The organism is Plantactinospora sp. B24E8 (assembly GCF_039871735.1).
Lineage (GTDB): Bacteria > Actinomycetota > Actinomycetes > Mycobacteriales > Micromonosporaceae > Plantactinospora.
This window is the reverse complement of the sequence record NZ_JBDPMH010000005.1, coordinates 177,065-190,974: the sequence shown is the minus strand read 5'-3', so window position 1 is coordinate 190,974 and position 13,910 is coordinate 177,065. Positions and strand designations below refer to the sequence as shown.

Here is a 13,910-nt window from a genome sequence, read left to right as displayed (position 1 = left end):
ATCCGGGCAGACCTGGTATGGACGACCGTCGCGACGGGGCGCTCCGGTAACCGCGCCGTCCACTTCGGCCGGTCATCTCGCCACCGGGGTGGAATTGGCCACTGCGGCCCGCCGCATGCGCTGGCAGTCTGAGGCGGATCGGGAGGTTGACATGGGCGATCCGTTTTTCGACCGGGATGTCGAGACAGAGGTGTTGGCGCGGGTGTCCGCCGCCGCGGGGCCGTACCTCGACTCGCTTGCCGAGCGCCCGGTGTACGACCCCGGCACCGCCCCGCTGCTGGCCGACCTCGCCCGCCTCGTCGGTGACAGCGGTGGCGAGGGGTTGGCCGGTCGGGTCGGCGACAGCGACGGGTTGCCGGAGCAGGGCGTCGGGACGCTCGCCGCGGTCGAACGGCTGCTCCGGGTCGGCACGGCCGCCGCCACCCATTCCGCCGGACCCCGGTTCTTCCACTTTGTCATCGGCGGGGCGACCCCGGCCGCCCTCGCCGCCGACTGGACCACGTCGCTGCTGGACCAGAACGCCGCCTTCCGGGCCTCCTCGCCGCTTGCCGCCGAGCTGGAACGGATCGCGCTGCGCTGGCTGCGGGAACTGTTCGGGCTGCCCGAGGCGTACGGCGGCGCCCTGGTCCCGAGCGCCACCTTCGCGAACTTCACCTCGCTGGCCGTGGCCACCCACTGGTGGGCCGAACAGCACGACGTCGACGTCGCCGCCGACGGGCTGGCCGGCCTGCCCCGGATGCCGGTCGTCTCCGGCGGGTACGTCCACGCCAGTGCCCGCAAGGCCCTGCAGATGCTCGGTCACGGGCGCGACACCGTCGAGGTGTACGCCGCCGACCCGGTGGGCCGGGCGGACCTGCCGGCGATCGAGCGGCGGCTGGCGGAACTGTCCGGCCCGGCGATCCTGATCGGTAACGCCGGAGAGGTCAACGCCGGTGACTTCGACCGGCTCGACATCCTCGCCGACCTCGCCGAACGGTACGGTGCCTGGCTGCACGTGGACGGGGCGTTCGGGCTCTTCGCCGCCGTGTCGCCGCGTACCGCCGGGCTGGTCGAGGGGATCGACCGGGCCGACTCGATCGCCGGTGACGCCCACAAGTGGCTGAACGTGCCGTACGAGAGCGGTTTCGCCTTCCTGAAGGAGCCGAGCCGGCTTCCGGCGGCGTTCGGCATGCCGGGCACGGCGTACCTGCCGGGGCCGGGCAGCCCGCTCGGGTCGGGCGGTCCGGCCGCCGATCGCTCGTCCGCCGACCGGCCGGCCTCGGCCCGCTCGGTCCAGCCGGCGCTGCCGGACGGCCCGGTGGACTACGCGCTTCACGGGCCGGAGTCGTCCCGTCGGGCCCGGGCGATGCCGATCTGGGCGACCCTGGCCGCGTACGGCCGCACCGGCTACCGGCTGATGGTGGAGCGGCAACTCGATCTCGCCCAGCGGCTCGCCCGGCTGGTCGACGAGGCACCCGAGCTGGAACGGCTGGCCGAGGTGCCGCTCTGCATCGTCTGTTTCCGGGCCGCTCCGGAGCATGTCCCCGCCGACCAGCTCGACGACCTCAACCGGCGGCTCGGTGCGGCGCTGCTCGCCGACGGCCGGGTGTACGCCGGCACCACCGTCTACGCCGGTCGGGTGGCGCTGCGCCCGGCGATCGTCAACTGGCGGACCACCGAGGCCGACATCGACCTGCTGGTCGACGTGGTACGAGAACTGGTGGCCCGGCTCGCGCCACCTCCGTCGTCGGCTGTCTCGCGGGTCACCCGGGCAACGTGATTGTCGCCCGATCGTCGTCCGGTTAGGTTGTGCACACACGACTGGCGTGGGTGGGCGACCACCGGGGAGTGAAGGTCGGGGCGTCGACCGCCTGGGTGCCCCTTGTCGATCAGACGAGGAGACGCGTCCGTGACCGTTCACCACCGGATCCTGCACCTGTCCGACACCCACCTGAACAGCCCTGACGTCGATGCCTCCGCAGCGCTGGCGCGCATCCTGTACGACGCGCGCTTCGTGCCGGACGTGGATGTGGTCGTCGTGAGCGGCGACATCGCCGACGACGGCTCCGCCGAAGGCTGCGCGGGCGTGCGCGAGCAGGTGGGCCGGTTCTGCGCGGAGCGGGGCATCCCGCATGTCTACTGCACGGGCAACCACGACACCCGTGAGGCATTCGCGGCCACGCTCGGCTCCGGGCACCTGGCCGCCGACGGCACCGACATCGGCGCGACCATGACGGGCGAGTCCGGTGAACGTGCCGCCGTCAGCAGCGTTGCCGGGCTGCGCGTGATCACACTGGACAGTCTCGTGCCTGGCCAGGTGTACGGGCATCTCGACCCGGCCCAGCTGGCCTGGCTGCGTGACGTGCTGGCCGAACCCGCCGCGGCGGGCACGGTGCTCGTGCTGCACCACCCGCCGATCGCCGTGCCCACCTCCCCGATCATGGACAGCGTGGGCCTGCGTAACGCCGGTGAGCTGGCCGACGCGGTACAGGGCACAGACGTCCGGGCGATCCTGTGCGGTCACTTCCATCTGCAGTTGTCCGGCCTGCTACGGGGCATACCGGTGTGGGTGACGCCCGGCGTGGTCACCCGCATCGATCTCACCGCGTCGTCGCGGTGGGAGCGCGCGGTACTGGGCGCCGGGGCCACCGTGGTGGATCTCGGCGGCCCGACCTCCCCGCTCTTCCACGTGCTGCACGCCCGCGACCCGCGGGCCGGGGAGCAGGTGTACCTCGTCGACGCGGTGTCGCGCGAGGAGGTCGTGGGCGAGGAGCCATGATGGGCGGGCCGTCTGGCCTCGTCGAGCCGGTGTCACCATCCGCAGCCTCCGGTCCGGACGCCGGTCGGGCATCAACCACCCGAACGTGCGCCGCACCGGCCGGCGCACGTTCGGGGCGGCTGAACTTGTCGGGTCCGACGCGTCAGGCCGGTGAGTCCGGCGTCGGGTGGTGTCCGCAGGTCGGGCAGGGGCCGGCGAGTACGCGTCGCCGTACCGCCCGGTGTCGGACGGCTTGGAGGGTGATCGCGGCGGCCAGTAGTGTCGCCCCGGCCAGGGTGACGACTCCGGCGGTGGCGGCGAGCATCCACCAGGTCGGGCCGCCGCCCCGGGTGCTCCAGTAGGCCTGGGCGAGCTGGTTGGTGCCGAGCAGTCCGGCGGGCACGGTCAGCAGCAGGGCGGTCCAGAGCCCGCTGTCGTCGCCGGCTGCCGCGCGACCGATCGCGATCACCACGGCCAGTCCGAACAGCAGGCCACCGGCCATGCCCAGCAGTTCCGGCGTCGACCGGTACGAGGTGAACCAGTCGCTGTTGCCCTGGGCCAGGTGGTAGGCGGCGGAGGTGCCGCCGCCGATCCCGGCGGCGACCAGCGGCAGCAGGCGGCCGACCCAGCCCGGCCGGTCGGGCAGGGCCAGGGTCGCCAGCCCGAGTGCGGCGGCGGGGATGAGGACAAAGAGCGGCGGCCGGGGTTGCCCGACGAGGGTGGCCACCGTCGGTACGACCACGGTCAGCAGCAGGGCGCCGAGGGCGGCCCGGCGTCCCCAGCGGCCGGGGAGGGCGAGCACGACGAGCCCGACGAGCAGCCAGCCGGCCCAGACGACCGCGCCGACGGTCTGCACCGGACCTATCCGGTCGGTCAGCTCGGCCTGGCGTACGTCGGCGAACTCGACCTGCAGCAGCAGGAAGAGGGCGAGCGTGATCAGGGTGTGCAGGGCGAGGGTGGCGGCGACCGGCACGGCGGTGGCGAGCCCGAGGGCGCCGTACCCGCGCAGCCGCTCACGTAGCCCGCCGCGTAGCAGGTCGGCGGCGTCCGCCGGGGACGGCCAGCGCCGTTTCGGGTCCACCAGATCGAGGTACGTCCCGACGATCTCGTCGCCGCGTTCGGCCCGGTAGCCGGCGGGGTAGATCCGGAGCAGCCGGCGGTAGCGGCGTACCAGGGGTGAGGTCTCCTCGGTGGTCATGCCGGCCCTCCCGCCGGTCGCAGCCTGGGACGGGCGGCGGCGGACCCGGGGGCGCCGGCCCGGGCGGCACGGCCGAGGCGGGCCCGCAGCCGTTGGCTCGCCGCCTCGACGTTGCGCCGCAGTCGTTCGGTCTCGACGGTGAGCGCGGCGGTGCCGGCGTCGGTGAGCCGGTAGTAGCGGCGGAGGCGGCCGTCGACGACCTCCTCGCGGTCCGGTGCGACCAGCCCCTCGTCGGCAAGCCGGTCGAGGGCGCCGTAGAGGGTGCCGGGGCGCAGCGAGAGTCGGCCCTCGGAGAGGGCGGCGACCTCGGTGACGATGCCGTAGCCGTGCATCGGCTCGCGGGCCAGCGCGGTGAGGATCAGGAAGGTGGGTTCCCGCAGCGGGGTCGGAGCGGTCATGGGATCAATGTATCGGTGACGAAGCTATATCGGCAGCGAAGTTATCGGCGAGTCGGGTGGTTGACCTGAAAACGGCACGGGCCGGTCCGCCGTGGCGGACCGGCCCGTGCCGGTGGTCGTGACGTGGATCAGCAGTCGAAGTACATCGCGAACTCGTGCGGGGTCGGCCGCAGCCGGACCGGGTCCACCTCGTTGGCGCGCTTCCACTCGACCCAGGTCGAGATCAGGTCGGGGGTGAAGACGCCGCCCTCGAGCAGGAAGTCGTGGTCGGCCTCCAGCGAGTCGAGTACCTCGGGCAGCGAGCCGGGGACCTGCTTGACCGAACCCCACTCCTCCGGCGGAAGGTCGTAGAGGTCCTTGTCGATCGGCTCCGGCGGCTCGATCTTGCTCTTGATGCCGTCGAGGCCGGCCATCATCATCGCCGAGAAGGCGAGGTAGACGTTTGCCGACGGGTCCGGCACCCGGAACTCGACCCGCTTCGCCTTGGCGTTGCTGCCGGTGACCGGGATACGGGTGCAGGCCGAGCGGTTGCGCTGCGAGTAGACCAGGTTGACCGGCGCCTCGAAGCCCGGCACCAGCCGGCGGTACGAGTTGACCGTCGGGTTGGTGAAGGCCAGCAGCGACGGGGCGTGGTGCAGCAGGCCGCCGATGTACCAGCGGGCGGTGTCGGACAGGCCGGCGTAGCCGGTCTCGTCGTAGAACAGCGGCTCACCGTTCAGCCAGAGGCTCTGGTGGGTGTGCATGCCGGAGCCGTTGTCGCCGAAGAGCGGCTTGGGCATGAAGGTCGCGGTCTTGCCGGCCGCCCAGGCGGTGTTCTTGACGATGTACTTGAAGAGCTGCAGCTGGTCGCCGGCGTGCAGCAGGGTGGAGAACCTGTAGTTGATCTCAGCCTGGCCGGCGGTGCCCACCTCGTGGTGCGAACGCTCGACGGTGAAGCCGGTGTCGATCAGCTTGCGGACGATCTGGTCGCGCAGGTCGGCGTAGTGGTCGACCGGCGGCACCGGGAAGTAGCCACCCTTGTACGGGGTCTTGTAGCCCCGGTTGCCGCCCGGCTCCTCGCGACCGGTGTTCCAGGCGCCCTCGATCGAGTCGATGTAGTAGTAGGACTGGTGCGCCGAGGTCTCGTGCCGGATCGAGTCGAAGATGTAGAACTCCGCCTCCGGGCCGAAGTACGCCGTGTCGGCGATGCCGCTGGCCGCCAGGTAGGCCTCGGCCTTCTTCGCCACGTTGCGCGGGTCCCGGGAGTATGCCTCGCGGGTGAACGGGTCGTGGATGAAGAAGTTCAGGGCGACCGTCTTCTCGGCGCGGAACGGGTCGACGAAGGCGGTCGCGACGTCGGGCAGCAGCAGCATGTCCGACTCGTGGATCGCCTGGAACCCGCGGATCGACGATCCGTCGAAGGCCAGACCGTCGGTGAAGACCGACTCGTCGAAGGACTCGACCGGCAGGTTGAAGTGCTGCATCACGCCGGGCAGGTCACAAAAACGTACGTCGACGAACTTCACGTCCTCATTCTTGAGGTATCGCAGGAGTTCCTCGGGATTGGCGAACACACGTCCTCCTGGCACGTCCACTGGTGGCTAGGCTGCTGGCGACGCTATGGCCATGCGATTGCCCGAGCATGTCTCTGTTGTTTCCGCCGTGTTACGGCATCTGCGGAGCGTGATCATACCTGGTGTCCGGCTGGTTCCGCTGCGGATGTTACCTGATTCAGGGCTATTAGCCAGCTTCGCCGCGTCTTATGGCGCTTTCTGGAGATCGGCGACACCGCCCCGGGTGCCCCGCCAGCTGGCCCGGACGGATGCGGATACCCTGGTTTCCCGTGGCGATGACCGACGATCCGACGGCCCCGGCCGCCCCCGCGGCCGACCGGAACTTCTCCCCGCCGAGCCTGGCCCGTCGGTTCGGCGCGCTGCTCGTCGACTGGGCGCTCTGCGCGATGATCGCCTCGTTCTTCGCCGACCCGGTCACCGACGGCTGGCCGCCGGTCCTGGTCCTGATTCTCGAGTACGCCGTCTTCGTCGGCCTCTTCGCGCAGACTCCGGGCATGTGGGTCTCCCGGCTGCGCTGTGTCGCGTACGACGACGGCGGGCGGATCGGAGTGCCCCGGGCACTGCTCCGGGGGATCCTGCTCAGCCTGGTGGTGCCGCCGCTGCTGATGGACGAGCGCCGTCGCGGCCTGCACGACCGGCTGGTGGGTTCGGTCGTGGTGACGATGCCGGGCGCGAAGCCGGCGCGCTGACTCCCGAGCGCTGAACCCGGTGGGGCCGGTCTCTGGGCCCACTGGGAAAGAAATCGACGGCACGTTATGGCGTGCCGGTCCCGGGGGCCGGTACTGTATCGATCCAGAAGGGTTCTGGATCGATACAGAAGGAGGGGTGCCCCCGGTGTCGCCGAAGCCGACCCTGCAGACCGTGGCAGATGCGGTCGGGGTCTCCCGCAGCACGGTCTCGAACGCCTACAGTCGCCCCGACCAGCTCTCTCCTGAACTACGACGGCGGATCCACGACGCCGCACGGCAACTCGGTTACCCCGGGCCGGACCCGACCGCCCGGTCGCTGCGCCGGGGCCGGGTCGGCTCGATCGGGGTGCTGTTCACCTCGGCCCTCTCGTACGCGTTCACCGACCCGTACGCGGTGCAGTTCCTGCGCGGGGTGGCCGAGACGGCGGAGCGGTACGCCAGCAACCTGCTACTGGTCCCGATCTCCGAGGCGGACGAGGAGGCCGCTGTCCGGGCGGTGCACAACGCCTCCGTCGACGGGTTCTGCGTCTACTGCGTACCGGCCTGGCACGGCGCGCTGGCCGCGACCCGGTCCCGGGGACTGCCGGTGGTGGCGGCCGAACGGCCTGCCGAGGTGACCCCGGACGCGATGTACGTCGGCATCGACGAGTCGGCGGCCGCCCGGGCGGTCGGGGAGCACGTCGCCCGGCTCGGGCACCGACGGATCGCGGTCGTCTCCGACTTTCTCGTCGCCGAGCGGCGGACCGGCCCGGTCGCCCTGGACGGGCCGACCGCGATCCGGTACGACGTCACCCGCGAGCGGCTGCGCGGGTTCCTGGCCGGGCTGTCCGGGGCCGGCGTCGGCTGGTCGGATCTGCTGCTGGTCAACGCGAGCGCGAACAGTCGGACCGAGGGGGCGTACGCGGCGGCGTACGCGTTGGACCGGTCGGACCCGCCGACCGCGGTGCTGGCCGTGACCGATCTGCTCGCCCTCGGTGTTCTCGACGCCGTCACCGCGCGCGGCCTGCGACCCGGCCGGGATGTCTCGGTGACCGGCTTCGACGACATTCCCGAGGCCGCCGCCGCGGCCCTCACCACCGTCCGGCAGCCGGCGGTGGAGAAGGGACGGATCGCCGGCGGCCTGCTGCTCGACCCACCGGACGACGGCTCCGCCCGCCAGGTGCTGCTCCCCACCGAACTGGTCCGCCGGGCCTCGACCGGCCCCGTCGAAGGGAACTGACCATGGACTACCTGAGCCTCCACCTCGCGGTGGGCGCAACCGAACGGCACGTGCTCTCCGCCCGCCCGGACGCGCCGGTCCGGGACGACCAGCCCCGACCGGTCCGGCTCGCCCGGATCCGTCAGGTCACCGCCGGAGCGCTGCACCACATCGCGGACCGGATCACGCCGGAGCGGACGACTCGCCCGGCGCCGGTTGGTTCGCCCCAGGTCACCCGGGCCGCCTGCTCGGCCTGACCCTGACCCCGGTGACCGGCGACGGTCTCGCTGGCGGCTGGCCGCTGGCGGCGGACCGGTCTGCCGGGCGGGAGAGGTTACCGGCCCCGCATCTGTCGGAAGGCGCCCTTCGGCGGACGCATGTTCTTCGGGATGGCGCCCTTCGGCAGCTGCGGCCGGGCGGCGGAGAGCGCCTTGAGGCGCCGGTCGAGGGAGTTCACGTCCTTGCCGCTGAGGTTGCGGGGCAACCGCATCAGGGTCATCCGCATCTTGCGGATCGACAGCTCGTTCTCGCCCTGGCCGATGACGTAGTCGTACAGCGGCGCGGTGCCGATCACCTTGGCCAGCCGGCGCTTCTCCTGGCCCAGCATGCTGCGGGTGCGCTGCGGGTTCCCCTCGGCCAGCAGGATCACCCCGGGACGGCCGATGACCAGGTGCACCATGTCCATCTGGGTGGTCGAGCTGATGGCCGGCGTCACCCGCCAGCCGCCGCGCATGTTCTCCAGGATCGACGCCGCCGCGCCCGGCTGCCCCTCGGCGGCGTTCATCATCGCCGCGTTGGAGCGCAGGTTCAGCACGATCAGCAGGGCGAGCAGGGCGAGCAGGATGCCGATCGGCAGCCACAACCAACCCCACTGCAGTACCGCGACCACGGTGAGCGCGACCGGGACGAGCACCGCGACGGCGGCGAGCGGCACGAACCACTTGTCGCGTTTGGCGGTGAACGAGAACACCATCCCGATCTGCTTCAGCCGCTGGCCGAACGACACCTTCTCCTGCGCCTTTGCCATGCGAGGGAGTCTAGTGGCCCGATCCGCGACGGCTGGCCCCCGGCTGCCCGCTACGCCCCGGCCGGCGGTCAGCAGCCGTCCGGCGCGGTCCGCCGGCTGCCCCCGGCCGCCCGCCGCGGTCCGTGGCGCGTACCAGGACGAGGTAAGGACCTTACGCCCGGCGTCGGTTCCGGCGGTGCGGGGTTGAGGAGGTCCGGCGGTGCGACATGGGGTCGTACGCCAATGTGCCGGGCCCACCTTCGCCCGGAGAGTCGACATCGTCAGGAAGCGAGTCCACCGGGACGGAGACCACGATGTTCAGCACGGACCCCCACCTCCTCCTCACCCTGCACCACACGCACGCCGACGACCTACGGGCCGAGGCCGCCGCCGACCGGCTGGCCCGGTCCGTGTCCCGGCGGCGATGGTCGAACCGGACCCGTCTCGGGTCGCGGCGCCGTCGTACCGGCGTGGCATGCTCGACCTCGTGACCCCCCGCGCCGCCAGCGCCGTCCTCGTCGGCCGTCAGTCCGAACTCGCCCTGCTGCGCGACGCGCTCAAGCGGGTCCGGGCCGACGAGCCGGCGGCGATGCTGGTCGGCGGGGAGGCCGGGGTCGGCAAGACCCGGCTGATCGAGGAGTTCGGGCGGTACGCGGTCGCCGAGGGCGGCCGGCTCCTGCTCGGCCAGTGTCTCGAACTCGGCGAGGAGGGGCTGCCCTTCGCGCCGTTCGCCGCCGCGCTGCGGCAGGTCCTGCGCACCGACGGGCCGGCCGCGTTCGACGGCTACGAGCGGGACTTCGCCCGGCTCCTGCCGGAACTGGGCCGGCTGACCACGACCGGGCCGGTCGACAACCCCGACCGGCCGGTCCAGTCCGGGCCGGGCCTGGTGCTGGACGCGCACCGGGGCTACCTGTTCGAACTGGTCGCCGGGCTCTTCACCCGGCTCGCCGCCGAGCGGCCGCTGGTCCTGGTGATCGAGGACCTGCACTGGGCCGACCGGTCCACCCGGGACCTGATCGCCTTCCTGGCCCGGGTGGTACGACCGGACCGGATGTTGCTGATCTGCACCTACCGCTCGGACGAGCTGCACCGTGGGCATCCGCTGCGGCCGTTCCTCGCCGAACTCGACCGGGCACGGGGCGTGGAACGGGTGGAACTGAACCGGTTGGACCGGGAGGGCACCGGCCAGGTCCTGGCCGACCTGCTCGGCGCCGAACCGACCGCCCGGGCCGTCGACACGATCCACGACCGGACCCAGGGCAACCCCTTCTTCATCGAGGAGCTCGCCGCCGCCGGTGACCCGCAGGGCTGTGCCGATCTGCCCGACACCCTGCGCGATCTGCTGCTCGCCCGGGTCGACCGGTTGCCCGAGCCGGCCCAGCGAATGCTGCGGATCGCCGGTGCCGGCGGCACCCGGATCGCCCACGAGTTGCTCGCCGCGGTCGCCGGGGTGCCGGAGGTGGAACTGGAGGCCGCGCTGCGGGCCGCGGTCGCCGCACAACTTGTCGTCGCCGACCCGGACGGCGGCTACGAGTTCCGGCACGCGCTGGTCCGGGAGGCCGTACACGAGGACCTGCTGCCCGGCGAGCACGCCCGGTTGCACGCCCGGTACGCGGCCGCCATCGAGGCGAAGCCGCAGCTGGTCGCCGACGGCCGGGCCCCGGCCGAGCTGGCCCACCACTGGTACGCGGCACACGACTTCCCCCGGGCGTTGACCGCCACCTGGGCCGCCGCCGAGGCCGCCGGTTCCCGCTACGCGTACGCGGAGCAGGGGCGGCTGCTCGAGCGGGTGCTGGAACTCTGGGAGCAGGTGCCGGACGCCGACCGGCGGTTGGGTCTGGACCACGTCAGTGTGCTCGAGGCGACCCTGGTCGCGACCTCGACCGCCGGCGACTACTCCCGGGCGGTGACCCTGACCCGGGCCACCCTCGGCGAGCTGGACCAGGCGGCGGAGCCCGCCCGGGCCGCCCGGGTGCTGCTGCTGCGGGGTCGACTCCTGCGCACCCTCGGCAAGGCGGACGGCAGCGCCGAGGTCCGGCAGGCGTACGTGTTGGCGGTGGGGGCGACCGACGATCCGGGGCGGCCCCGGCTGCTCGCCGACATCGCCTTCCAGGCGGCCCGGGTGGACCGGGAGGAGGGCGCCAGGATCGCCGAGGAGGCGATGGTGGCGGCCCGGGCCTCGGGGCGGGACGACGCGTTGACCGCCGCCACCCTGGCCGCCGGCTGGGTCTGCGGACGACGGGACGTCGCCCTGGCCGACCTGCGTCGGGCGGAGCGGCTCGCCCGGACGACGGGCGACTCACAGACCCTGGTGACCGCACTGGTCACCATCTCCGACGGGCTCTGCGAGCTCGGCCGGTACGCCGAGTCGGCCGAGGCGGCGGCGACCGGGATGGTCGAGGCCCGGCGGGTGGGGCTCAGCCGTTCGACCGGTGCCTTCCTGCTTTCCAACCAGGCCGAGGCGTTGATCGCACTGGGTCGCTGGGACGAGGCCGACGAGTTGTGCGGCGAGGCCGCCCGCCTCGACCTGCCCGGCGTCACCGGCCACCACTGGCTGCAGCTGCGGGCCTGGCTGCACCTGGCCCGGGGGCGGGTCGACGCCGAGGAACTGGTCACCCGGGCGTTGGCGTTCCTGCGCCGGCCGTACTTCGCGCCGGAGATGCCGCTGTACGAGCTGCGGGTCGAGGCGGCGCTGCTCGCCGGTGACCTGCCGGCGGCGCTCGCCGCCGCCCACGTGCTGCTCGACCAGCCGCTCTACCGCTACCCCCGGTACGGCTGGCCGGCCCTGGCCGTCGCCGCCCGGGTCGCCCGGGCCACCGACGACGCGGAACTGTGGGAACGGGTCGCGGTGGCGACACACCGGCTCACCGCCCGCTACCCCGCCGAGCTGGCCTGCGCCGCCGAGGTGTCGGCCATGCTCGCCAACTTCGCCGGATTCCCCGGTGGCGCCGGCTCCGCCGGTCCAGGACTTTCCGCCGGCTCCGCCGGTCCAGGACTCCCCGCCGGGGAGACCAGCTCGGGGTCGGCGCTGAGCCGGTGGCAGCAGGCGGTGACGGCCTGGCGGGCGGACGGGCAGCCGTACCCGCTGGCCCGGACGCTGGTCGGTCTGGCCGAGGTGGCGGCCGCGGCGGGGGACCGGGGGCAGGCTGCCGCCGCGCTGACCGAGGCGGCCGGGATCGCGGCGGAGTTGGCCGCCGTACCGTTGGCGGAGCAGGTGGCGACGTTGCGCCGGCGGCTCGGGCTGCGGGACGGGACGGTGTCCGGTCCGGAACAGCTCACCGCGCGGGAGCGGGAGGTGCTGCGCCTGGTCGCGGAGGGATACAGCAACCGCCGGATCGCCCAACTGCTCTACATCTCACCGAAGACCGCGAGTGTGCACGTCTCCCGGATCATCGCCAAACTGGACGTCGCCAACCGGATCGAGGCGGCGGCGGTCGCGCACCGCCTCGGCCTGCTGGCACACGGGTCAGGAGAGCCGGTCACCAGCGGATGAGACCGCGGCCGCGTCGGCCGGGTCAGCTGGGTCAGCTGGGTGTCCCGGGTCCGGTGGTCGGGTCGTGTCGGGCGGTCGGGGCAGCACCGGGGCGGCCCGGCCGGTGCCGTGGTCACCGGGGGTCCGTTCCTCGTGGTACTCCTCCTCGACGTTGACCTCCCACACGTCGTGCGTGGTCCCGTCCAAGATGTTCGACACCGACAGCAGCGCGGTCATCATCGAGTGGTCGGCGTTGTTGTAGCGGTGCATGCCGTTGCGCCCGACCGGGTGCACGTTCGGCACCTCGGCGGCCAGCCAGTTCCGGATGGTGGCGACGTTCTCCCGGTACGTGAAGTCGTAGAACGGGTAGGCCCGGGGCATCCGGACCACGTACCCGGTCTCCACCGATCCGGGCCGGACCAGTCCGAGTCGTTCGAGTTCGGCGGTGCCGAGGGCGACCAGTTCGTCGTCCGGGCTGTTCCACAGCTCGTCGCCGATGTTGAGGAAGTACTCCAGTCCCAGGCAGGTACGACCGTTCTTCACCAGGTACGGCGACCAGGAGCCGAAGTTCTGGATCCGGCCGACCTTGACCTCCGGGGCGTGGATGTAGATCCAGTTGTCCGGGAAGCTGAACTCCTCGGGCACCACCAGCGCGACGGTCAGGAAGTCCCGGTAGTGCAGGCCTCGGGCGGCGGCGACCACCGGCGCCGGGGCGGGCGGGTCCATCGCCAGCACCAGGTGCGAGATCGGCATCGACGAGATGATGTGGTCGGCCTCGACCCGGCGTTCGCCGTCCGGTCCGACGACGGTGACCCCGACCGCCCGGCCCGCCGTCCGGTGCACGGTGCCGACCCGGGTGTTCAGGCTGACCGTGCCGCCGCGCTTCTCCACGTGCGCGGCACAGTGCTCCCACATCATCCCGGGGCCGTACTTCGGGTAGTTGAACTCCTCGATCAGGCTGGTGATGTCCTTCTGGTTGCGCTTGGGCAGCAGGGCGTTCAGCACCGCGTTGGAGAGCGAGAGGTTCTTGATCCGCTGGGCGGCCCAGTCCGCGGAGAGCGCGGTCGCGGGGACACCCCACAGCTTCTCGTTGTACGTCTTGAAGAAGTGGTTGAAGAGTCGTCGGCCGAACCGGGCGGTGACCCAGCCGGCGAGGTGGGACTGGTCCTTCGGCGGGGAGAGCTTGGCCCAGAGGTACGAGCCGACGCAGCGGACCGCCTCCAGCAGCCCCAGGTTGCGCAGCGCGTTGCCGGCCTTCAGTGGATAGTCGTACAGCTTGCCCCGGTAGTAGATCCGACTCATCCGGGGTCGCAGCAGGAAGTCCTCGTCGGACAGGATCTCGTGCCACAGTGCCTCGACCTGTGGCACCTTCGTGAAGAAGCGATGACCGCCGATGTCGAAGCGCCACCCGTCGCGCTCGACGGTGCGGCTGATCCCGCCCACCACCTCGTCGGCCTCGACCACCTCGACCGTGGCGTTGCGCTTGGTCAGCTCGTACGCTGCGGTCAGGCCCGCCGGGCCGGCTCCGATGATTATGGTGTGGGGCGCCGTCATGCTTCTATTCATCACCTTCGACGTGTTGCCGGCAAGTATCCGACAGAAGACGGCCGGAATCTAGCACGGTCGAAGGTTCGGGAACGGGCGCGTCGCCGACGCCGG

Annotated in this window: 12 protein-coding genes; 7 read left to right on the top strand and 5 right to left on the bottom strand. The window is 72.2% G+C overall.

Annotated features, from left to right (window positions below):
• Nucleotides 1–151: 151 nt before the first annotated feature.
• Together ABGB21_RS11010 and ABGB21_RS11005 are read left to right on the top strand one after the other, a co-directional pair.
• Complete coding sequence (locus ABGB21_RS11010) at nt 152–1,759, top strand: pyridoxal-dependent decarboxylase (RefSeq protein ID WP_347677577.1); 1,608 nt, start codon at nt 152–154, stop codon at nt 1,757–1,759.
• Between the two features lie 129 nt (nt 1,760–1,888).
• The gene (locus ABGB21_RS11005) at nt 1,889–2,758 is read left to right on the top strand and encodes a metallophosphoesterase (RefSeq protein WP_347677575.1); all 870 of its coding nucleotides are present in this window, start codon (nt 1,889–1,891) and stop codon (nt 2,756–2,758) included.
• Between the two features lie 142 nt (nt 2,759–2,900).
• Here the strand turns inward: ABGB21_RS11005 and ABGB21_RS11000 are convergent, their stop codons facing one another.
• The 3 genes from ABGB21_RS11000 to glnA form a co-directional block, all read right to left on the bottom strand.
• Complete coding sequence (locus ABGB21_RS11000) at nt 2,901–3,935, bottom strand: GlsB/YeaQ/YmgE family stress response membrane protein (RefSeq protein WP_347677573.1); 1,035 nt, start codon at nt 3,933–3,935, stop codon at nt 2,901–2,903.
• Nucleotides 3,932–4,333, bottom strand: a complete 402-nt coding sequence (locus ABGB21_RS10995; protein WP_347677571.1) for a helix-turn-helix transcriptional regulator — start codon at nt 4,331–4,333, stop codon at nt 3,932–3,934. Before ABGB21_RS10995 ends, ABGB21_RS11000 begins: the two co-directional genes overlap by 4 nt.
• A 128-nt stretch (nt 4,334–4,461) precedes the next feature.
• The gene (glnA, locus tag ABGB21_RS10990) at nt 4,462–5,886 is read right to left on the bottom strand and encodes a type I glutamate--ammonia ligase (protein WP_347677569.1); all 1,425 of its coding nucleotides are present in this window, start codon (nt 5,884–5,886) and stop codon (nt 4,462–4,464) included.
• A gap of 275 nt (nt 5,887–6,161) precedes the next feature.
• Here glnA and ABGB21_RS10985 point away from each other — a divergent pair, with 275 nt between their 5' ends.
• From ABGB21_RS10985 to ABGB21_RS10975, 3 genes are all read left to right on the top strand, one after another.
• Complete coding sequence (locus ABGB21_RS10985; RefSeq protein WP_347655339.1) at nt 6,162–6,575, top strand: RDD family protein; 414 nt, start codon at nt 6,162–6,164, stop codon at nt 6,573–6,575.
• A gap of 145 nt (nt 6,576–6,720) precedes the next feature.
• A complete protein-coding gene (locus ABGB21_RS10980) occupies nt 6,721–7,794 on the top strand; it encodes a LacI family DNA-binding transcriptional regulator (RefSeq protein ID WP_347677567.1) in 1,074 nt (357 codons plus the stop codon).
• Nucleotides 7,795–7,796: 2 nt separating this feature from the next.
• A complete protein-coding gene (locus ABGB21_RS10975) occupies nt 7,797–8,030 on the top strand; it encodes a hypothetical protein (RefSeq protein ID WP_347655277.1) in 234 nt (77 codons plus the stop codon).
• Nucleotides 8,031–8,107: 77 nt separating this feature from the next.
• Here ABGB21_RS10975 and ABGB21_RS10970 read toward each other — a convergent pair whose 3' ends face one another.
• A complete protein-coding gene (locus tag ABGB21_RS10970) occupies nt 8,108–8,800 on the bottom strand; it encodes a DUF4191 domain-containing protein (protein ID WP_347655276.1) in 693 nt (230 codons plus the stop codon).
• Nucleotides 8,801–9,093: 293 nt separating this feature from the next.
• Between ABGB21_RS10970 and ABGB21_RS10965 the strand changes: the two genes are divergently transcribed.
• Complete coding sequence (locus tag ABGB21_RS10965) at nt 9,094–9,270, top strand: hypothetical protein (protein ID WP_347655275.1); 177 nt, start codon at nt 9,094–9,096, stop codon at nt 9,268–9,270.
• Nucleotides 9,255–12,272, top strand: coding sequence for an AAA family ATPase (locus ABGB21_RS10960; protein WP_347677565.1), 3,018 nt, complete (start codon nt 9,255–9,257; stop codon nt 12,270–12,272). Before ABGB21_RS10965 ends, ABGB21_RS10960 begins: the two co-directional genes overlap by 16 nt.
• Here the strand turns inward: ABGB21_RS10960 and ABGB21_RS10955 are convergent.
• Nucleotides 12,246–13,805: an NAD(P)/FAD-dependent oxidoreductase gene (locus ABGB21_RS10955; RefSeq protein ID WP_347655273.1), complete on the bottom strand. Its 1,560-nt coding sequence runs from the start codon at nt 13,803–13,805 to the stop codon at nt 12,246–12,248. The genes ABGB21_RS10960 and ABGB21_RS10955 overlap by 27 nt on opposite strands.
• Between the last annotated feature and the right edge of the window lie 105 nt (nt 13,806–13,910).